The organism is Streptomyces sp. NPDC006923 (assembly GCF_040635655.1).
GTDB lineage: Bacteria > Actinomycetota > Actinomycetes > Streptomycetales > Streptomycetaceae > Streptomyces.
In genome coordinates this window covers 280,083-300,883 of record NZ_JBEYIF010000008.1, presented here as the reverse complement: position 1 = coordinate 300,883, position 20,801 = coordinate 280,083, and the positions used below count along the sequence as shown (strand labels likewise).

Annotated in this window: 18 protein-coding genes; 10 read left to right on the top strand and 8 right to left on the bottom strand. The window is 70.7% G+C overall.

The window, feature by feature from the left end:
* Positions 1-4: 4 nt before the first annotated feature.
* A complete protein-coding gene (locus tag ABZ707_RS18875; protein ID WP_360175675.1) occupies positions 5-658 on the top strand; it encodes a 4'-phosphopantetheinyl transferase superfamily protein in 654 nt (217 codons plus the stop codon).
* Between the two features lie 79 nt (positions 659-737).
* On the opposite strand, the gene ABZ707_RS18870 is transcribed toward ABZ707_RS18875, so the two are convergent.
* A complete protein-coding gene (locus ABZ707_RS18870) occupies positions 738-1,166 on the bottom strand; it encodes a PPOX class F420-dependent oxidoreductase (protein ID WP_360175672.1) in 429 nt (142 codons plus the stop codon).
* Positions 1,167-1,305: 139 nt separating this feature from the next.
* Between ABZ707_RS18870 and ABZ707_RS18865 the strand changes: the two genes are divergently transcribed.
* Both ABZ707_RS18865 and ABZ707_RS18860 read left to right on the top strand, forming a co-directional pair.
* Positions 1,306-1,707, top strand: coding sequence for a roadblock/LC7 domain-containing protein (locus ABZ707_RS18865; RefSeq protein ID WP_360175669.1), 402 nt, complete (start codon positions 1,306-1,308; stop codon positions 1,705-1,707).
* Between the two features lie 120 nt (positions 1,708-1,827).
* Positions 1,828-2,886, top strand: a complete 1,059-nt coding sequence (locus tag ABZ707_RS18860) for a DUF6397 family protein (RefSeq protein ID WP_360175666.1) — start codon at positions 1,828-1,830, stop codon at positions 2,884-2,886.
* Positions 2,887-3,140: 254 nt separating this feature from the next.
* Here ABZ707_RS18860 and ABZ707_RS18855 read toward each other — a convergent pair whose 3' ends face one another.
* Positions 3,141-4,112 (bottom strand): NADP-dependent oxidoreductase, encoded by a 972-nt coding sequence (locus ABZ707_RS18855; RefSeq protein WP_360175663.1) that lies wholly within the window; start codon positions 4,110-4,112, stop codon positions 3,141-3,143.
* 158 nt (positions 4,113-4,270) lie between these two features.
* Between ABZ707_RS18855 and ABZ707_RS18850 the strand changes: the two genes are divergently transcribed.
* The gene (locus ABZ707_RS18850; protein ID WP_360175660.1) at positions 4,271-4,681 is read left to right on the top strand and encodes a helix-turn-helix domain-containing protein; all 411 of its coding nucleotides are present in this window, start codon (positions 4,271-4,273) and stop codon (positions 4,679-4,681) included.
* A 26-nt stretch (positions 4,682-4,707) separates the two neighbouring features.
* Here the strand turns inward: ABZ707_RS18850 and ABZ707_RS18845 are convergent, their stop codons facing one another.
* A complete protein-coding gene (locus ABZ707_RS18845; RefSeq protein ID WP_360175657.1) occupies positions 4,708-5,679 on the bottom strand; it encodes a fibronectin type III domain-containing protein in 972 nt (323 codons plus the stop codon).
* Between the two features lie 334 nt (positions 5,680-6,013).
* On the opposite strand from ABZ707_RS18845, the gene ABZ707_RS18840 reads away from it, so the two are divergent.
* Positions 6,014-6,808 carry an SDR family oxidoreductase gene (locus ABZ707_RS18840; RefSeq protein WP_360175654.1) on the top strand — a complete coding sequence of 265 codons (795 nt, stop codon included), beginning with the start codon at positions 6,014-6,016 and terminating at the stop codon, positions 6,806-6,808.
* 144 nt (positions 6,809-6,952) lie between these two features.
* Here the strand turns inward: ABZ707_RS18840 and ABZ707_RS18835 are convergent, their stop codons facing one another.
* The 5 genes from ABZ707_RS18835 to rhaI form a co-directional block, all read right to left on the bottom strand.
* The gene (locus ABZ707_RS18835; RefSeq protein WP_360175651.1) at positions 6,953-7,699 is read right to left on the bottom strand and encodes a carbonic anhydrase; all 747 of its coding nucleotides are present in this window, start codon (positions 7,697-7,699) and stop codon (positions 6,953-6,955) included.
* Between the two features lie 272 nt (positions 7,700-7,971).
* Positions 7,972-8,994 (bottom strand): LacI family DNA-binding transcriptional regulator, encoded by a 1,023-nt coding sequence (locus ABZ707_RS18830; protein WP_360175648.1) that lies wholly within the window; start codon positions 8,992-8,994, stop codon positions 7,972-7,974.
* Positions 8,995-9,129: 135 nt separating this feature from the next.
* Complete coding sequence (locus ABZ707_RS18825; RefSeq protein ID WP_360175645.1) at positions 9,130-10,632, bottom strand: rhamnulokinase family protein; 1,503 nt, start codon at positions 10,630-10,632, stop codon at positions 9,130-9,132.
* Between the two features lie 116 nt (positions 10,633-10,748).
* Complete coding sequence (locus ABZ707_RS18820; protein WP_360176015.1) at positions 10,749-12,812, bottom strand: bifunctional aldolase/short-chain dehydrogenase; 2,064 nt, start codon at positions 12,810-12,812, stop codon at positions 10,749-10,751.
* 54 nt (positions 12,813-12,866) lie between these two features.
* Positions 12,867-14,036, bottom strand: a complete 1,170-nt coding sequence (rhaI, locus tag ABZ707_RS18815; protein ID WP_360175642.1) for an L-rhamnose isomerase — start codon at positions 14,034-14,036, stop codon at positions 12,867-12,869.
* A gap of 275 nt (positions 14,037-14,311) precedes the next feature.
* Between rhaI and ABZ707_RS18810 the strand changes: the two genes are divergently transcribed.
* From ABZ707_RS18810 to ABZ707_RS18790, 5 genes are read left to right on the top strand one after another with little or no spacing between them, the layout of a single operon-like run.
* Positions 14,312-15,859 carry a sugar ABC transporter ATP-binding protein gene (locus ABZ707_RS18810; RefSeq protein WP_360175639.1) on the top strand — a complete coding sequence of 516 codons (1,548 nt, stop codon included), beginning with the start codon at positions 14,312-14,314 and terminating at the stop codon, positions 15,857-15,859.
* Positions 15,856-16,905 (top strand): ABC transporter permease, encoded by a 1,050-nt coding sequence (locus ABZ707_RS18805; RefSeq protein WP_360175636.1) that lies wholly within the window; start codon positions 15,856-15,858, stop codon positions 16,903-16,905. The genes ABZ707_RS18810 and ABZ707_RS18805 overlap by 4 nt, the downstream gene beginning before the upstream one ends.
* Entirely contained in the window at positions 16,889-17,971 is a 1,083-nt protein-coding gene (locus tag ABZ707_RS18800; protein WP_360175633.1) for an ABC transporter permease, read from the top strand. Before ABZ707_RS18805 ends, ABZ707_RS18800 begins: the two co-directional genes overlap by 17 nt.
* Before the next feature lie 26 nt (positions 17,972-17,997).
* Positions 17,998-19,083: a rhamnose ABC transporter substrate-binding protein gene (rhaS, locus tag ABZ707_RS18795; protein ID WP_360175630.1), complete on the top strand. Its 1,086-nt coding sequence runs from the start codon at positions 17,998-18,000 to the stop codon at positions 19,081-19,083.
* A 50-nt stretch (positions 19,084-19,133) separates the two neighbouring features.
* The gene (locus ABZ707_RS18790) at positions 19,134-20,558 is read left to right on the top strand and encodes an L-fucose/L-arabinose isomerase family protein (RefSeq protein ID WP_360175627.1); all 1,425 of its coding nucleotides are present in this window, start codon (positions 19,134-19,136) and stop codon (positions 20,556-20,558) included.
* The last annotated feature ends 243 nt before the right edge of the window (positions 20,559-20,801 follow it).

Genomic DNA, 20,801 nt, shown 5'->3' with positions numbered 1-20,801 from the left:
CTGGTTGCTGGACACCGCGGGCATCGAAGAGGAGTCGCTGGATCTCTCCCTGCTCGACGCGGACGAACGACGGCGCACGGGGGCTTTCGTCCATGGGCGCGACCGGGTCCGCTACGCCTCCGCGCACACCGCGCTCCGCCGGATCCTGAGTCCGTACGCGGGGCTTCCTCCGCGGGATCTCGTCTTCGGCCGCGACGTCTGCCCCTGCTGCGGGGGGCCGCACGGCAGGCCCGTGCTCACGGAACCGTCCCACGCGCCGCACTTCTCGCTGTCCCACGGCGGTGATCTGGTCCTGATCGGAGTGGCGGACGCCGCCGTCGGAGTCGACATCGAACCGGTGGCGGCGCCGGACACGGTCGCCGAGCTGAGTGCCGTCCTGCACCCCGCCGAACAGGCCGAGCTGTCCACCACGCCCCGGGAGCGAAGAGGGACTGCCTTCACCCGTCTGTGGACACGCAAGGAGGCATACCTCAAGGGTCTTGGTACCGGTCTGGGACGTGACCTCGCCGCCGACTATCTGGGCACCTCGGGACTGGCCGAACCGCCGTCCGGCTGGACCGTCTCCGATGTGCCCGCGGGCCCCGGTTACGCGGCCGCCTGCGCCGTGCTCGGTTCCGCGTACGACACGCGGGTGCGGCGCCTCTCGGCTCCCGCCTGACCACCCGCCCCGCACGGTCCGGCGGAGGACGAGTCCTCACCGCGCCGGCGTACGGTGAGGACCCCATCGGGCAGGCGGGTCAGTCCGCGACGCCCGCGTAGGCCATGGCCTTGTCGATCCGCACGCGCACCACCAGTTCGCCCGGCACGCCGTTGCGCAGTCCGAACTCCTCGGCCTGCTCCGGGCCCATGTACCGCGCGGCGATCCGGGTCGCCCAGGCGCGCAACTGCCCAGGCTCCTCGTCGATGTCGGCCCGCCCCTGGATCACCACGAAGGCGAATGGCGGACGCTCGTCGTCCACGCACAGCGCCACGCGGTTGTCGCGCAGCAGATTGCGGCCCTTCACGGTCTCCTTGCCGGTGTTGAAGACGAGGTCGTCACCGTCGAGAACGAACCAGACGGGCGCGATGTGCGGGCTCCCGTCGGCCCGCACGGTGGACAGTTTGCCGGTGCGCGTGCCTTCGGAGACGAAGGCGTGCCACTCCTCTTTGCTCATGTGTGTCGCCATGCGCGCATTCTCTGCCGCCGAGGAGGCCCGGCGCGCCACGACGCCCCGGAAGCTCAAGGACGGCTTGCCCACGAGCGACGGGTGAGGAAGGCTACGGGCGTCGGGGGACGTGGGAACACCTGAACGGGGAGGAACAACAATGCCGCTGGAAAAGGGACTGGACTGGCTGCTGGACGACCTGACCGAACGGGTCGAGCACATACAACACTCACTGGTGCTGTCGAACGACGGCCTGGTGACGGGGGCCAGCGGGGGGCTCGCTCGCGAGGACGCGGAGCACCTCGCCGCGGTGTCCTCCGGGCTGCACAGCCTCGCGCGGGGATCCGGACGCCACTTCCGGGCGGGCAAGCCCCGGCAGACCATGGTCGAATTCGACGAGGCGCTGCTGTTCGTCACCGCTGCGGGCGACGGGAGCTGTCTGTGTGTACTGACCACGGCCGAGGCCGATGTCGGTCAGGTCGCCTACGAGATGACCCTGCTCGTCAACCGGGTGGGCGAGCACTTGGCCGTGGCGGCCAGGCAGCCCGTTCCACCCGCCTGAACGGCCTCTGAACTGGGAGTTCCACGCGGCCTCGGAAGTTGTCCACAGGCCGAGCGGAGAACATCGCTGCCGCGCTACGGTCATCACCGAGAGTAGTGACGTCTCACGGGGAGGACCATCATGTCCGTCAGCGATCGTCAGGAACAGGCTCGGGCGCGGGGAGTGGCACCGGCGCGGAGACTGGCCGACTGCCAGGTGCGGGACGGCACACGGCCCGGGGTCCGGCGCGGGGTGAGAGCCCAGGACATCCGGGATACGAACGCCACGGGGGCGGGCGAGAAAGCACCAGGCGCTTTCGGCGCGGTGCGGGCCGCGCGGGAACTGGAGCTGAGGCGCACCGAGTTCGAACTCGCCGTGCGGCTCGGGCACATCCGCACCACGGCCGGGCCCGGAGCGGGCCGACGGCAGGTCCCCCGGCGGGAAATCGAGCGGGTGCGGGCGGCGGACGGCTTCCCGGACGCGCTGCGCGAACGGGTCAGGACCGTGGGCACCGCCGAGGGAGCGAAGCTGATGACCGTCAGCCCGGGCCGCTTCACCCGGCTGGCACGGGCGGGATGCATCACGCCGGTGAGGCTCTCCCTGAATCGCTATCGCGCGGTCGTATGGCTGTATCTGGCCGAGGAGCTCAGGGCGTTCGCCGCGGGGCAGCCGACGCTGCTCGCGGGACGATTGCCACCCGCCCTGCGCGCCTGCCTCGATGAGGGAGAAGACCGCCGCTCGCGCAACTGGCGCAGCCGGCGGGTGGGCCTTCTGCTGCGCGAGAGGGAAGATCCCTGGGAGCGGGCCGCGGTGGTCGGCTGTGTGCTGGGCCCGGTCGAGCTGGCCGAGCTGGTGGCCGATCCGGATGAACGCGCCTGTCTGCACCGGCTGCGGCCCGATCTCGCCCAGGCCCACCCGGTGTCCGAGGCGGCGCAGGCGACGGTGCGGCGCCTGCTGGTGGCGGACCGGCCGGACGAGATCTCGTGGTACCGCGCCAGTCTGACCGCACTGCTGGCAGAGGCCCGGAGCGCCGTCCCCTTCGCGCGCCCCGGGGGCCTCACCGGGCGCCGTCAGGATCCCGCTCCGCATGCCGCGGGGCCCCCGCCGCGCCGTGGCGGAAGGGTGCCACGGCCGACGAGGCCGTCCGAACCGCCGTACGCCGGGAGGCGCCGGCCCCTTGGGCACACGGTCCCCCGGTGAAGGGCGGCCGGACGGCGAGACACGTGGGGCCTCTCGTTTGGATCGTGCTGGTCCCGTGTGCCCGGGCGCCGCGTCTCGCGGCGTTGTCGGTGCGGGAAGGCGCCGACGCTCCGCGTCGGCTCGCTCCTCCGCCTTGCGATCCATGGCACCAGATCCCGCTTCCTGACCCAGCCAGATCCAAACGAAAGACCCCAGGGCGGGCGGAGGACCTCGGCGGGATCGTCGGGCCCATATCCCGGCGATCCGGCCCGGTGTCAGGGGGCGACGTGCAGGACGAGCTTGCCCCGCGCCCGGCCCGCCGCGCTCCTGCGATGGGCTTCGCCCGCCTCCGCCAGCGGCAGCACGTCCTCGACCTCTACATGGACGGTGCCCTTGTCGATCAGTCCCGCGATCCGGGTCAGCGCGGCGCCGTCGGGCTCCACCAGGAAGGCCATCGCCCGCAGCCCCCGAGCCTGAGCCGTCTCAAGGAAGTCCGGGGACGCCCCGGAGGGCACGCTGATGATGAGGCCGCCGGGCCGCAGCGTCTTCAGCGAGCGAGTGCTCGTCGCGTCGGCCTGGTCCCCGACGAGATCGATCACGACATCGACATCGCTCACGGCCTCCTCGAATCGCACCGCGGTGTAGTCGATGAGTTCGTCCACGCCGAGCGACCGCAGCCAGTCGTGGTTGGCCGCGCGGGCGGTGCCGATGACATACGCCCCGAGGTGCTTGGCGAACTGCACCGCGAAGTGGCCGACTCCACCGGCGGCGGCGTGGATCAGGACACGCTGTCCGGGCTCGACGTGTGCGGCGTCGACGAGCGACTGCCACGCGGTGAGCGCGGCCAGCGGCACCGCGGCGGCCCGGTCATGGTCGATCGACACCGGCTTGAGCGCGAACTGGCGGGAGGGAGCGGTCACATACTCGGCGTAGGCGCCGGCCTGCCGGGGAAACCACGGCATTCCGTACACTTCGTCGCCCACGCGCAGAGTATGGACACCGAAACCGGTCTTGGTGACGACGCCGGAGACGTCCCAGCCGAGTACAAAAGGGGGCTCGCCCAGAACATGGGACATCCCGCTGCCCTCGCGGGTCTTCCGGTCGACAGGATTCACGCCCGCCGCGTGGACCTTGACCTGGACCTCGGTCGGCAGCGGCTCCGGTCGTGGCAACTCGGTGAACCGGAGGACCTCGGGGCCGCCGAAGGTGTCCTGGGTGATCCCACGCATGGTCGTCTCGCTGCTCATAGCGGTTCTCCTGTTATGGCGCGCCGGGGTACTTGCGCGCTGCCCGGCCGGTTGCTGGTCAACAGCCCGCACGCTAGCCCCGAGGTGCTGGTATCCCGCAAGGGCGATTACTATCCATCGGAAAGCATGCAGCTCAAGCCAGGCTGGAGGGCGATGCGATGGCAATCGCATGTACGACGGGCCGACACGCCGAACATGACGTCTACGCGGCGCAATGTCCGTGCAGGGATGTGCTGGATCTGCTGGCGAACAAGTGGGCCGCCCTGGCCATCGGGGCCTTGGAGCCAGGTCCGCAGCGGTTCGGGGCACTCCAGCGACGGCTTCAGGGGGTCAGCCCCAAGGTGCTGACCAACACCCTGCGCAAGCTGGAGGACCACGGCTTTGTCGAACGTACCGTCTATCCGGCCGTACCGCTCCATGTCGAGTACGCGCTCACCTCGCTCGGTCAGGGAGTCGCCACCCCTCTCGGGCAGTTGCGTGACTGGGTGGAGAACCACCTCGACGAGATCAGGTCGTCCGGTACCGAGGACGCCGGGTGTGCCCCCGCCGAAGGCGGCGCTCCGCGCTGACCGCTCCGCCGTACGGACGTCGGACCTCAGGACCGGCCGCCGGTGACGACGGTCCGTTCCGCCGAGAATTTGCCCCAGTTGCCGTCGGGCAGCTTGGCGCGGAGCTTCACCCGGTACGTCTCGCCGGCCGTCTTGCTCACATACACGCTGTAGGTGGCGCGGCCCCGGGGGGCCTCGTCGCCCCAGGTCAGAGTCGTGGCGAACTTTCCGTCGAGATAGATCTGGTACGACGGGACATCGGTGCCGGTCTTCGGCGCGAGCCAGGACAGGTCGACATAGTGCGCACCGTCGGCGGTGTGCGTCGTGGCCCGGAAGCCGATGGGCGCCGTGTCGGGATCGTCGCCGGGGCCGTACGGAGTAGTGATCTCGACGGCCCGGCTGGCAGGCGAGGAGTTGTCCGCGGCGTCCCGTGCGGTGACCGTGAAGCTGTAGTGCGTTCCTGGCCGCAGTCGGGTGATCCGGGCCGTGCCGGTGTCCCCTCCGACGCTGTGGATCTTGGAACCGCCCTGGTAGATGTCGTACGAGGTGATGCCCTGGCCGTCCGGCGCCTTGGTCCAGCTCAGCCGGGCGGCGCGGGCGCCGTCGCTCCTTCCCGCGAGCCCGGCGGGCCGGGCCGGAGCGTCCTTGTCCTCGGCGACCGCGGCCGGTGTGGTGACGGACTTCGCGCCGCTGGGCGGCGAGAGCGTGCCATCGGCGTCCCGGGCGCGGACCGTGAAGGAGTAGGTGGTCGAGGGCTTCAGCCCGCTGACATCGATCATGTTCTGCGCGGCCGGGACAACCTTGACCTTCGTCCTGCCCCGATAGACCTCGTATCCGCGGATTCCGGCCCTGTCGTCGGCCTGGTCCCACATCACATGGACGGAGCTGGCGCTCCCGGCCTGGACGGTGACTCCGGCGGGCGCCGAAGGCGGCTTCGCCTCGGCGTCGTCGGAGCCGCAAGCGGTCAGGGTGAGAACGGCGGCGGAAACGAGCGCGGCGAGGCCGGCGATCCTTTGCATGGCCTTGTCCTCCATCCGGGGGCAATGGTCTAGACATATATGACACAGGTGTCGGGTCCACATCAAGAGGGCGGGGCTTGTCGCATGACGGATCATCGGTTTCGCCTGACCGGTCATCACGGTTCGGCCCGACCGGTCATCAGTCCCGCCGGTGTTCCGACCGCCCGAGTCCGGACGCATCCGCCGGGTGATGAGGGGTAGCGGCGTTGAGGTGTCGCATCCCCGACAGGGGGTTCTTGAGGCGACACACCGCCGGGATTCTCCGGCCGGGCGGCGGCGTCGCCCTGGCGCACAATGACGTGGCCCAACGAGGGCACAGGGAAGGATTTGAATCGTGCGTATCGACCTTGCCGGAAAGACCGCTCTGGTGACGGGCTCCACCCAGGGGATCGGTGCGGCCATCGCGACCGGACTCGCCCGCGCGGGGGCCCGGGTCGCGGTCAACGGGCGTACGGCCGAGTCCGTGGGCGCGGCCCTGGAGCGACAGCGCTCGGAGGTCCCTGACGGCGAGTTCCTGGCCGCGCCCGGCGATGTCGCGTCGGAGGACGGTGCCCGGCAGGTGGTCGACGGGCTGCCTCATGTGGACATCCTCGTCAACAATCTGGGCATCTTCGGCGCGAAGCCGCCGCTGGAGATCGGCGACGAGGAGTGGCGCCGCTATTTCGAGGTCAATGTGCTGTCCGCGATCCGGCTCACCCGGGCCTACCTGGCCGGAATGACCGAGCGGTCCTGGGGCCGTATCCAGTACATCGCCAGCGATTCCGCGGTGGTCATCCCCGCCGAGATGATCCACTACGGAATGTCCAAGACCTCGCTGCTCGCGGTCTCCCGCGGTTTCGCCAAGGCGGCGGCGGGCAGCGGAGTGACCGTCAACGCCGTGCTGGCCGGGCCGACCCACACCGGTGGGGTCGAGGACTTCGTCTATGAACTGGTGGATTCCTCGCTGCCCTGGGAAGAGGCGCAGCGCGCCTTTATGCGCGAACACCGTCCTCAGTCCCTGCTTCAGCGCCTTATCGAGCCCGAGGAGATCGCCCATATGGTGGTCTACCTGAGCTCACCTCTCGCGTCGGCCACCACCGGCGCGGCCGTCCGTGTCGACGGCGGCTACATCGACTCGATCGTTCCCTGACCTGACCTGACCTGACCTGACCTGACCTGACCTGACCTGACCTGGGCGCCTCCTGCCCGGGCCTGAGTCGGGCGGGGCGGCACGCGCCGGGCCCCTCCGGGCGCGGACTGCGCCCGGGCCGGCGGGGCCCGGCGGACGTGGTGGTCAGTCGATCCGGTGGACGAGCTGAGTGGTGAGTTCGTAGCGGGCCCCGACGATGGCCAGCTTGCCCTCGGCCACCTTGGCCGCGAGGTCGGGCTCGGCCGCCAGGCGCTCGGTGATCCGCTGGACGTTGGCGGTGATGGTGGCGTCGGTACGCGCGTCGCCCTGCTGGGTGTGGTCGATCGCGGGGCTGATCTGGTCGGCCAGGTACTGAATGTGGGCGGGGAGTTCCTCGCCCGTGTCGTCCGCCTTGACGGCCGCGGCGACGGCGCCGCACGACTGGTGTCCCAGGACCAGGACCAGCGGTATGCCCAGTTCCAGTACGCCGTAGCTGATGCTGCCGAGCACGGCCTCGTCCAGGACCTCACCCGCCGACCGCACGGTCAGCAGATCGCCGAGCCCCTGGTCGAAGGCGAGCTCAGGCGGTACCCGGGAGTCGACGCATCCGAGGACGATCGCGAACGGGTGCTGGCCCGATACGAGAGTCCGCCGAACGGTCTCCGTCTCGTGCGGGTGCTGCTCCCTGAAGGTCCGCCAGCGCCGGTTGCCCTCGGCGAGTTCCCTGAGTGCCTCGTCCGGAGTGGTGGGCCGGGGGCGGGTCGGCTGGGGGTGGGTGGCCGCGCCGGCGGACGGCGCCGCGAGGGCCACTCCGGCGGTGGCGGCGGTTCCCGCGAGCGCCGCACGGAGCAGCGTGCGGCGTGGCGTGGCGGTGGAAACGGGAGGCGTATGCGCCTGTCTGGTCGATATCACGGCCGGAGACTATCCGTGACAGCCTTGGCCATGGGTTGGTGATGGCGTCTTGTTGACCCTTTCTTGAAGCAATTCCCCTTCGGGCGCCGGGGTTCGATGTTCGATGCGTCCGGCTCCACCCTGCGGACAGGACAGGACAGGACAGGACAGGAGCGGGTCGGGCCGGATTGGGTCGGGTCTGATCGGGCCGGCGCATCCGCTCGGGTGCGCGGAACCGGCCTCTCGATGCTTCCAGGTGTTTCTCAGCGTTTCTCAGTGCTTCTCAGTGGTTCTCAGTAAGCGAGTTGCCGCGTCGATCGGCGCACGACCAGCTCGGGCTGGAGGACCACGGAGCGATGCGTATGGTGCTCCGCGTCCGGCCCCGTCTCTTCCATCAGCATCTCCGCCGCCGTACGGCCCATCCGGTCCGCCGGCTGCCGCACCGAGGTGAGGGGTACGACAGCCGCGGCCGCGAACTCGATGTCGTCATAGCCGACGATCGACATGTCGCCCGGGACATCCACCCCGGCCCCGTACATCGCCTGCAGGACGCCCAGTGCGAGCAGATCGTTGGCGCAGAACACAGCCGTGGGACGCTCCGCCAGACCCAGTAGCCGCGCCCCCGCGTCGATGCCGGACGCCACATCCAGCCGCGCCGACTCCACCTGACGCAGCGCCTGTTCGGGCAGACCGGCCTCACGCAGAGCGGCCAGCGCGCCGGTACGGCGGTCCCGGCACTGGGGAACGGACATCGGGCCGCTGATGTATGTCACCGAGCGATGCCCGGCCGCCAGCAGATGCCTGACCGCGAGTGCGCCGCCCGCCACATCGTCGACGGAGACGGAGCAGCCATCGGCGGTGGGCACGGCCCGGTCGACATGGATGAAGGGAATGCCCCGGCGCGCGAACTCCCGCACATTGCCGCCGGTCGTGTCGGCGGGCGTGAGCAGCACTCCGCGCACCCGCTGTTCGGCGAAGAGCGACAGATACTCCGCCTCCTCCGTCCTGCTCCCCGCGCTGTTGCAGAGCATCACTCCGAGGCCCTCCTCGCGCGCCGCGCGCTCGGCGCCCTTGGCCACGGCGACAAAGAACGGATTCGCCATGTCGAGCACCAGGATGGCCAGGATGCGACTGGTGCCGACCCGGAGCTGCCGGGCCGTCTCGCTTCGTACGAAACCGAGCTGTTGGATCACCGCCCGCACCCGCAGACGTGTGGGTTCGGAGACCTTCTCGGGCCGGTTGAGCACATTGGAGACGGTTCCGACCGAGACACCGGCCAGCCGGGCCACGTCCTTGATGCCGACCGTCTGCGCCACGCGTGCTGCCTGCCCTGTCACTTGTCATCGGGACCCCTGTCGCCGGAGACCCTTCTCGACGACCCCCCGACCGGGTCGACCATCATATAAGCGGTGTGTGCTGCCGGAACGGTCGGCTGAGTCCGGACCCGCAGGTCACCTCCGTGTCCCCGTGGCGGCGATCAGGGCTGCCGCCCGGTCCCAGTCCGCGCCGCCGGCGACGGGCTCGTACCGGCGGAACTCCCCTGTGCCGCGGAGCAGGGCACGCAGGTCCGAGAGGTCGCCCCGGACCGCGCCCGCGGCGCGCGCCTGGACGAGTACGTTGCCCAGGGCCGCGGCTTCGGCCGGACCGGCCACGACCGGCAGCCCACAGGCATCGGCCGTGAGCCGGCACAGCAGGTCGTTGTGGGCGCCGCCGCCGACCAGGTGCACGATGTCCACGGCACGGCCGGACAGACGCTGCGCGTCCTCGATCGCGCGGCGGTGGGCGAGGGCCAGCGAATCGAGCACACAGCGGGTGATCTCGGCCGGGCCTTCCGGCGCGGGCCTGCCGGAGCGGCGGCAGGCGTCCACGATCCGCCGGGGCATGTCCCCCGGTGCGAGAAAGGCCGGGTCGTCCGCGTCGACGAACGACCGCAGCCCCGGTACGTCGGCCGCCTCGCGCAGGAGCCCGTCCAGCCGCTGGGGCGTGCCGGCCGCCTCCCAGGTGCGCAGGCATTCCTGAAGCAGCCACAGGCCCATGATGTTGCGCAGATAGCGGACGGTGCCGTCCACACCCAGCTCATTCGTGAAGTTGGCCCGCCGGCTCTCCTCGGTGAGCACCGGGGCGTCCAGTTCGAGTCCGGCGAGGGACCAGGTGCCGGTGGCGACATAGGCGAACCGGTCGCCCGCCGCCGGGACCGCCGCGACGGCGGACGCGGTGTCGTGGGAACCGACAGTCGTCACCCGTACCGGGTCCCTCAGACCGGTCTCGGCCAGCACACCGGGCAACAGTCGACCCGCCGGATCGCCCGGCTCGCGCATCGGCGCGAACAGCGCGAGGTCGATGCCGAGTGCGCCCGCGACGGACCGGGACCAGTCGCGGGTGCGGGGGTCGACGAGCTGGGTGGTGGAGGCATTGGTGAGTTCCGTCCCGGCTTCGCCGGTGAGCCAGTACGCGATGAGATCGGGGATCAGCAGCAGCCGGCTCGCGGCGCCGAGCGCCGGACTGCCCTGCGCGGCCGTGAGCTGGTAGAGCGTGTTGAAGGGCAGGTACTGCAGGCCCGTCGCCCGGTACAGCACGGGCGGCGCGAGCACAGCGGCCACCTTGGCGGCCTCGCCCTCGGTGCGTGTGTCGCGGTAGTGCACCGGATTGCCCAGCAGCGCGCCGGACGCGTCGAGCAGTCCGTAGTCGACGGCCCAGCCGTCGATACCGACGCTCACGGGCGGCACGCCCGCCGCGGCGCCGACCGCCCGCAGCCCGTCCAGCACACCCGCGTACAGCGACAGGATGTCCCAGTGCAACGTGCCGCCGATCCGTACGGGTCGGTTGGGGAACCGGTGGGCCTGGCGGAGGCGCACCGTTCCGGCGCCGTCGCCCGAGACATGTCCGGCCATGACGCGCCCACTGGACGCGCCGAGGTCGACAGCGGCGAAGAGGAGGGGGTCGGTGACAGACACGGGAAACCTCGTGGATCGGCGGACCTCGTCGGCCTGCGGGTGAGGCGGGCGAACGGCTCCGGGGCGTCTCGGACACATCCAGGGCGTGTTGCGAAAGTCCCCCTGGCCTGCACGCCCTAGCGCAGGAAGGCCGCCGCCACCCCGGCGTCGACCGGGACGTGCAGCCCTGTGGTGTGGCTGAGGTCGCCGCCGGTCAGCGCGAACACCGCGTTGGCCACATGCTCGGGCAGCACCTCCCGCTTGAGGAGCGTCCGCTGGGCGTAGAACTCACCGAGCTTCTCCTCCGCCACCCCGTACACCGCGGCGCGTTCGGCGCCCCAGCCGCCGGCGAAGATCCCGGAACCCCGGACCACACCGTCCGGGTTGACGCCATTGACCCTGATGCCCAGCCCGCCCAACTCGGCTGCCAGCAGCCGCACCTGATGGGCCTGGTCGGCCTTGGTCGCGGAGTAGGCGATGTTGTTGGGGCCCGCGAACACCGAATTCTTGGAGACGACGTAGACGATGTCGCCGCCGAGGTCCTGATCCGCCATGATCCGCGCGGCTTCGCGGGAGACCAGGAAAGAGCCGCGCGCCATGATGTTGTGCTGGAGGTTCCAGTCCCTGGCGGTGGTCTCCAGCAGCGGCTTGGAGATCGAGATACCCGCGTTGTTGACGACCAGATCGACTCCGCCGAAGGCGAGCGCGGCCAGGTCGAACGCCGCCTTGATCTGCTCCTCGTCGGTCACGTCGACGGTGACCGCGACCGCCTTGTCCGGGCCGCCCAGCTCCCCGGCGACCGTTGTCGCGCTGTCGGTGTTGAGGTCCGCGACCACCACACAGGCGCCTTCCGCCACCAGCCGGTGCGCGACGGCCCTGCCGATGCCCGAGCCCGCCCCCGTCACCAGGGCGACCCGGGTCGCCAGCGGCTTGGGGGCCGCCATCCGGCGCAGCTTGGCCTCCTCCAGCTCCCAGTACTCGATACGGAACTTCTCGGCCTCCTCGATCGGCGCGTACGAGGAGACGGCCTCGGCGCCGCGCATCACATGGACGGCGTTGAGATAGAACTCGCCCGCGACCCGGGCGGTCTGCTTGTCCTTGCCGAAGGAGAACATGCCCACGCCCGGCACCAGCACGATCGCCGGATCCGCGCCGCGCATCGGCGGCGAGCCCGGCACCGCGTGCCGCTCGTAGTACGCCCGGTACTCCTCGCGATACGCGGTGTGCAGCGCGGCCAGCCGGTCCCGCGCCCGCTCCAGTGGCACCCCGGCCGGCAGGTCGAGCACCAGGGGACGGACCTTGGTGCGCAGGAAGTGGTCGGGACAGGACGTGCCCAGGGCGGCCAGCCGCGGGTGTTCGGCGCGGGAGAGGAAGTCGAGGACCGGGCCGGTGGCGGTGTAGTGGCCCACCTGCGGCCGGTCGGTGGAGGCGAGACCGCGGATCAGCGGCGCGAGCGCGGCCGCCCTGGCCCGCCGTTCCGTCTCGGGCAGCGGCTCGTACCCCGGCAGCACCGGACCGAAGGGCTCCGGTCTGCCCTGCTCCGCCAGAAACTCCTCGGCGGTGCGGATGATGTGCAGGGAGTTGCGCTCGCACTCGTCCGACGTGGCGCCCCAGGCGGTGATCCCATGACCGCCGAGCACACATCCGATCGCCCGCGGATGAGCCTCCTTGACGGCGGCGATGTCCAGGCCGAGCTGGAAGCCGGGACGGCGCCAGGGCACCCAGACCACCGTGTCGCCGAAGCACTCCGCCGTCAGCTTCTCGCCGTCGGCCGCGCAGGCCAGGGCGATACCCGAGTCCGGATGCAGATGGTCCACATGGGGCGCGTCGACCAGTCCGTGCATGGCGGTGTCGATGGACGGGGCCGCCCCGCCCCTGCCGTGCAGGCAGTAGTCGAAGGCCGCGACCATCTCGTCCTCGCGCGCCACGCCCGGATAGACCGCGGTCAGCGCCCGCAGCCGGTCGACGCGCAGCGCGGTCAGTCCGCCGGCCGTGAGGGTGCCCAGATCGCCACCCGATCCCTTCACCCACATCAGCTCGATCTCGTCACCGGTCACGGGATCGGGCGCGGATCCCTTCGCCGAGGTGTTGCCACCGGCGTAGTTGGTGTTGCGCGGATCGGCGCCGAGCCGGTGCGAGCGGGCCAGGAGCTGCTCCGCCGCGGGATGGACGACGGGATGTGCTGCGTGCTGGTCGGTCATCATGTCCCTCTGTGAGGTGCGGTCTTCGCGCCGGACGGACGGGCCTGGGGCGGCTCAGGCCCCCCAGCCCGCGGGAGTGCCGCCGACCCGCTCGGCGATGATCTTCTTGCCGTAGCCGGAGGCGTGATAGGCGGCGACGGGGTCGGCGTCCGCGCCGAGTTCCGCGCGGACCTCCGCGACCAGCGGACGTACATCGGTGTTGAACGCGTCCATCAGGGCCGCGTGGGCCGCCAGCACATCTCCGGCACGCTGGGCCGCGTCCAGCGCCTCCGCGTCCACCAGCAGCGCCTTGGCCGTGGCCTCCTGCACATTCATCACCGAGCGGATGATCGCGGGGATCTTCTCCTCGATGTTGTGGCACTGGTCGAGCATGAAGGCCGTCTCCGCCGTGAATCCGCCGCCTCTGATCACCTCGTACATGATCCGGAAGAGCTGGAAGGGATCGGCGGCCCCGGCCATCAGGTCGTCGTCCGCGTAGAAGCGGGAGTTGAAGTCGAATCCGCCGAGCTTCCCCTCCCGCAGCAGCAGCGCGACGATGAACTCGATGTTGGTGCCCGGCGCGTGGTGTCCCGTGTCGACGACGACCTGGGCCCTCGGCCCCAGCCGCAGACAGTGCGCGTACGCCGTTCCCCAGTCCGGCACGTCCATGGCGTAGAAGGCGGGCTCGAACAGCTTGTACTCCAGCAGCATGCGCTGCCCTTCGCCGAGCCGCTCGTAGACGGCGGACAGAGCCTCGGCGAGCCGGCCCTGACGGGCCGAGATGTCGTCCTGCCCGGGATAGTTGATCCCGTCGGAGAACCACAGTTTCAGATCGCGCGACCCCGTGGCGTCCATGACGTCGACACACTCCAGCAGATGACCGAGCGCCTTGCGCCGCACAGCGGCGTCCGGATGCGTGACGGACCCCAGCTTGTAGTCGTCGTCCTGGAACACGTTCGCGTTGATCGCCCCGATACGGAGCCCCGCCGCCCGGGCCCCGGCCGCGAGCGCGCCGTAGTCGTCGACCCGGTCCCACGGGATGTGCAGGGCCACCGAGGGTGCCACGCCCGTGTGCGCGTGGACCCGCGCGGCGTCCGCCAGCTTCTCACCCGGTGTCCGCGGCACGCCCGGCTGCGCGAACACCTTGAACCGCGTGCCCGAATTCCCGAACGCCCACGACGGCGTCTCGACAGCCTGTGACTTCAGCGCCGCCTTCACGGCGGACTCGGCGGATCGACCGGTCATCTCTCAGCGCTCCCGTGATGCGGACCCGCGGTGCGAGTCAGTCACACGATTCTTTATGAATCGTTTCATCGCGGCGAAGTTATGGGACGCGTGAAGAGGTGTCAACCCTTCGCGAGGCGGCTGCAATTGTCCGGAGCGGACCCGCTGAATCCAACGGAAAATGTCGCGCACGGCCCATTGACGCCGCCGACGATCGCCGTTTAGCTTCCGAGCAACCTCATTGAAACCTTTCACGGCGGACGGCGGCACGAGCCTTCCGTCGCCGAGGAGCCCTCATGAACCAGCCCGCCACGGGCCCCGCCGCCCCGGCCGCCGGGGGCCCAGCCCCGGTCCTGGCCCTGAAGGACGTCAGCAAGTCCTTCGGCGCCGTCCGGGCCTTGCGGGACGTCACCCTGCGTCTGTTCCCCGGTGAGGCGCACGCCCTCGCGGGGGAGAACGGCGCGGGCAAGTCCACTCTGATCAAGACGCTCGCGGGGGTGCACCGGCCGGACGCGGGCGAGGTGCTGCTCGACGGTGAGCCGGTCGTCTTCCAGGGCCCGGCCGGTGCCCGCGACGCCGGGATCGCGGTCATCTACCAGGAGCCGACGCTTTTCCCCGATCTGTCCGTCGCCGAGAACATCTTCATGGGGCGTCAGCCGCGGCGGACGCTGGGCCGTGTCGACCACCGGGCCGCACACGAGTCCACCGCCGCGCTCATGAAGCGGCTCGGCGTGGCCCTCGACACCCGCAGGCCGGCCCGCGGACTCACCATCGCCGACCAGCAGATCGTCGAGATCGCCAAGGCGCTCTCCTTCGATGCCCGTGTGCTCATCATGGACGAGCCGACCGCGGCCCTGACGGGCAGTGAGACCGCCCGGCTGTTCTCCGTCGTGAGGACCCTGCTGGCCGAAGGCGCCGCCGTCCTGTTCATCTCCCACCGGCTGGAGGAGATCTTCGCACTCTGCCGGCGGGTCACCGTCCTGCGCGACGGCCGCCTGATCTCCTCGCAGCCGCTGGCCGGTCTCACCGAGGACGACCTGGTCCGCGGGATGGTGGGCCGCGATCTCGGCAAGCTGTATCCCAAACAGCGGACGACGGTGGGCGAGACGGCCCTGTCGGTACGCAGACTGACCAGGGAGGGCGTGTTCCGGGACATCTCCTTCGAGGTACGGCGGGGCGAGATCGTCGCCCTCGCCGGGCTCGTGGGCGCGGGACGCAGCGAGGTGGCACAGGCCCTCTTCGGTGTCGACCGGGCCGACGCCGGCCAGGTCGAGGTCAACGGCCGCGCGCTGCGCGCCGGTTCACCGACCGCCGCCATGGACGCCGGAGTCGCGCTCGTCCCCGAGGACCGCCGCCGGCGCGGACTGGTCATGGAGATGTCCGTCGAGCGGAACATCGCGCTCACCGGCCTCGGCCGGCTCGGCAGAGGGGGCATGGTGCGCCGGGCCCTGGAGAGCGCCCTGGCCGCGGACTGGGCCGTCCGCCTCCAGCTCACGTACAACCGTCTCGCCGATCCCGTCGAGGTGCTGTCGGGCGGCAATCAGCAGAAGGTCGTCCTCGCCAAGTGGCTGGCCACCGAACCGTCCGTGCTCATCGTCGACGAACCCACCCGCGGCATTGACGTCGGCACCAAGGCCGAGGTGCACCGTCTGCTGTCCTCCCTGGCCGCCGAGGGGCTCGCCGTCCTGATGATCTCCTCCGACCTCCCCGAGGTCCTGGGCATGGCCGATCGGGTCCTCGTCATGCGCGAGGGCCGGCTCGCCGCCGAGATACCCCGCGCGGAGGCCACCGAGGAAACGGTGATGGCCGCCGCGACCGGACGCGCCGGAAGGGCGGCCGCATGACCACCCTGCTGGACGAGCCCACCGCGACGGCCAGGGACGGCGGCTCGGCCAGGTCGCTCGTCGACACCGTGTTCCGGGCCCGCGAGATCAGCATCGGCGGGGCGCTGGCGCTGCTCGTCCTCGGCACCTGGATCTCCAACCCGCGCTTCCTCGACGACCAGGGCGTCAAGGACCTGCTCCTCAACGCCTCCATCCTGGTGCTGCTGGCCGTCGGCCAGTCCGTGGTCGTCGTCACCCGCAATATCGACCTCTCGGTCGGCTCGGTCGTCGGACTCTCCGCCTTCGCCTGCGGGAAATTCGTCGCCGGGACCGACCACGGCGTACTCACGGTCATGCTGCTGGGCATCGCGCTCGGTGTGGCCTGCGGGCTGGTGAGCGGCGCCCTGGTCAGCTTCGGCCGGGTCCCGGCGCTCGTGGTCACGCTCGGCATGCTCTACATCATCCAGGGGCTCGACTACTGGTGGGCGCAGGGCGAGCAGATCGGCGCCGCCGACGTGCCCGATCCGATTCTCGACCTGGGCAGCGGAAGCGTCCTCGGCGTTCCCTTCCTGCCGTTCATCGCCCTGGTCCTGCTCGCCGTCACCGCGTACTTCCTGCGCTCCTACCGGTCGGGACGCGAGCTGTACGCGATCGGCTCCAACCCGGAGGCGGCCCGGCTCGCGGGCGTGCCCGTCCGCCGCAGAATCCTCGGCGCGTATGCCTTCTCCGGCGCCGTGGCCGGTTTCGCGGGCGCCCTCTGGCTCGCCCGCTTCGGCACCGTCGTCGCGGACAACGCCCATGGCTGGGAACTCACCGTCGTCAGCGCGGTGGTCGTGGGCGGTGTCGCCATCACGGGCGGCACCGGCACGGTGTGGGGCGCGGCGCTCGGCGCGCTGCTGCTCACCACCATCGGCAGCGCCCTGGTCGTCCTGAAGGTCGATGCCTTCTGGCAGGGAGCCATCACCGGCGCCCTGCTGCTCGCGGCCATCAGCGCCGACCGGATCGTCACCCTGCGGATGACAGCCGCACTGAGGAAGAGGAGCGTCCGGCATGGCGACGGCGCCTGACACACGGACCGCGCCGCGGCCTCCCGCGCGGGGCGGCGGCCCGTCCCGGACCGGCGCGCTCGCCAGGTCCGCCGCTCTGCGCTGGGACACCGCGGTCGGCGCCCTGCTGGTGGCGGTCTTCACCGTCGGTCTGGGCACCACCGAAGGCTTCGGGTCCGGCGAGAACCTCGCCTTCGCGTTCAACGACATCGCCGAAGTCGCCCTGATCGCGCTGCCCATGACCCTGCTGGTGGTGACCGGCCAGGTCGATCTGTCCGTCGCCTCCATGCTGGGCCTGGGCAGCGCCCTGACCGGCGCGCTGTGGAACGCGGGCTGGGCCTTCGAGATGATCGTGCCCGTGGTGCTGCTGGTGGGCGTCGCCGGCGGTCTGCTCAACGGCTGGCTGGTCACCCGCGTCGGCCTGCCCTCGCTCGCCGTCACCATCGGCACCCTCGCGCTCTACCGGGGCCTCGCCTCGGTCGCGCTCGGCAGCGACGCCGTCACCGACTTCCCCTCGGCGTACGCCGACTGGGCCGTCGACACCACCACGATCCCGGGCACCTTCCTCACCTACCCGGTCGCCCTCTTCGCCGTACTGGCCGTGGCCACGGGCGTGCTGCTGCACCGCACCGTCTTCGGGCGGTCGCTGTACGCCATCGGGGCGCAGGAGGAGGCCGCCCACTTCGCCGGGATCAGGGTGAAGCGCTTCAAGCTGATCCTCTTCGTGGTCAGCGGACTGGTCTCCGCGTTCGCCGGCATCGTCTTCACCCTGCGGTACGGCAGCGCGCGCGCCGACAACGGTCTCGGATTCGAGATGCTCGTCATCGCCTCCGTGCTGCTCGGCGGAGTCGACTTCGACGGCGGCAGGGGCACCCTGTTCGGCGCGGTCGCCGGTGTGCTGCTCATCGGGGTCCTCAAGAACCTGCTCACGCTGAACGACGTGCCGAACGAGGTCCAGGTCATCGTCACCGGGCTGCTGCTCGTCGCCTCCGTCCTGACCCCGCGGGTCGTCACGACCGTGGCCGGACGCCGGCACCGACGCGCCGCCGGCGCCGCCCCGCGCACCGAACCCCCCGAGCCCCGCTGAGTCTCCAGAAAGGTCCACGCCCCGCCATGATGATCCGTACCGCCGCCCGGCGCCGCGCGGCAGCCACCGCCGCCACCCTCTGCGCCCTCGCCGTCGCACTCACCGCCTGCTCCGGCACCACCAAGGACAGCGCGAAGAGGGACACCTCGAAGGGGGGCACGGCCGCCAAGGCGGACCCGTCCGCGCCGCTGAAGAAGGGCCTCGAACTCGCTTTCCTGCCCAAGCAGATCAACAACCCGTACGAGAAGATCGTCGACGAGGCCGGCATCGCGGCGGCCAGGGAATACGGCGGCACGGGCAAGGAGGTCGGCCCCTCCGACGCCAGCGCCTCCTCGCAGGTCTCGTACATCAACACCCTCATCCAGCAGCGCCAGGACGCCATCCTGATCGCGGCCAACGACCCCAACGCGGTGTGCGGCCCGCTCAAGCAGGCCATGAGGAAGGGCATCAAGGTCGTCGCGTACGACTCCGACACCGCCAAGGACTGCCGCCAGCTCTTCATCAACCAGGCCGGCTCCGAGGAGATCGGCCGCAGCCTCGTCCAGCATCTCGGCGAACAGATCGGCTATCAGGGCAAGATCGCCATTCTCTCGGCCACCCAGAACGCGACGAACCAGAACACCTGGATCGAATTCATGAAGGACGAGCTGAAGCAGCCCAAGTACAAGAACATGCGGCTGGTGAAGGTCGCGTACGGCGACGACGCCGATCAGAAGTCCTTCCAGCAGACCCAGGGCCTGCTCCAGGCCTATCCCGATCTCAAGGGCATCATCTCGCCCACCACCGTCGGTATCGCGGCGGCCGCCCGCTACCTGAGCGACTCCTCCTACCAGGGCAGGATCGTCCTCAACGGGCTCGGCACCCCGAATCAGATGCGCGAGTACGTCAAGGACGGCACCGTCGAGCAGTTCTCCCTGTGGAACCCGGAAGAACTCGGCTACCTGGGCTCGTACGCGGCCGCCGCCCTGGCCTCCGGCCAGATCACCGGCGCCGAGGGCGAGAAGTTCAAGGCGGGCAGGCTCGGCGAGTACACCATCGGCAAGGACGGCGAGGTCATCCTCGGCGAGCCGACCGTCTTCGACAAGAACAACATCGACAAGTTCGACTTCTGAGTTGTGCCACCCCGGCCCTCCCGGGCCGCCCAGCGACCGATGGAGCCGCCATGACCGCCCGTATCCCCGCCGTCGCCCGCAGGCCCAGGATCGGACTGGTGGCCGGCGGACTGGGCGCCTACTGGCCGCAGTTCCCCGAACTGCTTCCGCAGCTCAGGCGATCGGCGGCGCGGGTCACCGAACGCATGAGGGAATTCGACGCCGAGGTCGTCGACGCCGGGTTCATCTCCGACGCCCAGGAGGGCGCGGCGGCGGCCGAGAAGCTCCGGGCCGCCGGCTGCGATCTGATCGTCGGCTTTCTCACCACCTATATGACGGCCACCATGCTCGTCCCCGTCGCGCAGCGCGGCGACGCGCCCGTGCTGCTCATCAATCTCCAGCCCACGCTGTCGATGGAGCACGCGTCCTTCGACACCGGACAGTGGCTGGCGTACTGCGGTGCCTGTCCGCTGCCGGAGATGGCCAACGCCTTCGAACGCGTCGGCGTGCCGTTCCGCTCCGTCTCCGGGCATCTGGAGGACGACCGCGCCTGGGAGCGCATCGGCCGCTGGATCCGCGCCGCCGGGGTCCGCGCGGCGCTGCGCAACGGACGGCACGGCCTGATGGGACATCTCTATCCCGGGATGTACGACGTCTCCACGGACCTCACCATGGTGCCCGGCAACCTCGGCGGCCACGTGGAGGTCGTCGAATTCGACGACCTGCGGGTGCGGGTGGAGCGGGTCACGGAGAACGAACTGCGCGCGAAGCTCGACGAGACCCGGGAGGTGTTCGAACTCGCCGGCTCCGTCGTGGACGACGACCTCCAGTGGGCCGCGCGGGTCGCCGCCGGGCTCGACCGGCTGGTGGCCGACTTCGACCTCGATTCGCTCGCGTACTACCACCGAGGACTCGACGCGGAGATCCACGAACGGCTCGGCGCGGGCATGATCCTCGGCTCCTCGCTGCTCACCGCCCGGGGCGTCCCCGCCTGCGGTGAGTACGAGCTCCGCACCTCACTGGCCATGCTGATCACCGACCGGCTCGGCGCCGGCGGCTCCTTCACCGAACTCCAGGCGCTGGACTTCACGGCCGGTGCCGTCGAGATGGGCCATGACGGCCCCGGCCACACGGCCATCAGCGAGGGCAGGCCGCTGCTGCGCGGACTCGGCGTCTACCACGGCAAACGCGGCTGGGCTGTCTCCGTCGAGTTCGACGTACGGCACGGACCCGTCACCCTCGTCGGACTCGGGCAGAGCCGCGACGGCCGCTACCGCCTGGTCGCCGCCGAGGGCAGGGTCGTGGCGGGCCCCCTGCTGAAGATCGGCAACACCACCTCCCGCGTCGACTTCGGCTGCGACCCGGGGGAGTGGACCGACGCGTGGAGCGCGAGCGGCGTCGGCCATCACTGGGTGCTCGCCACCGGCGCGCTCCTGCCGGAGCTGCGAGCCGTGGCCGGACTGACCGGTCTGGAACTCGTGGAAGTCTCCGTCTGACGCGCCGTCCGGTGGGGATCAAGGACGTGGCCGAAGCGCACGGCTGCTCGGTCTCCGTCGACGATGTGGCCGGCGCAGCGGTGCCGGGCACGGACACCGCCGGATCGTGCTCCAGCCCGAGCTGGTGGTACGGGTCTCCACGCTGCGCCGTCCGCGTCCCTGACGGCCCCGGAGCCCCGGTGGCCGGTATCGCGCTGTGGCGCCTGGCGCCCAACTCCGTGCTTTGGTCTAGACCTTGACACG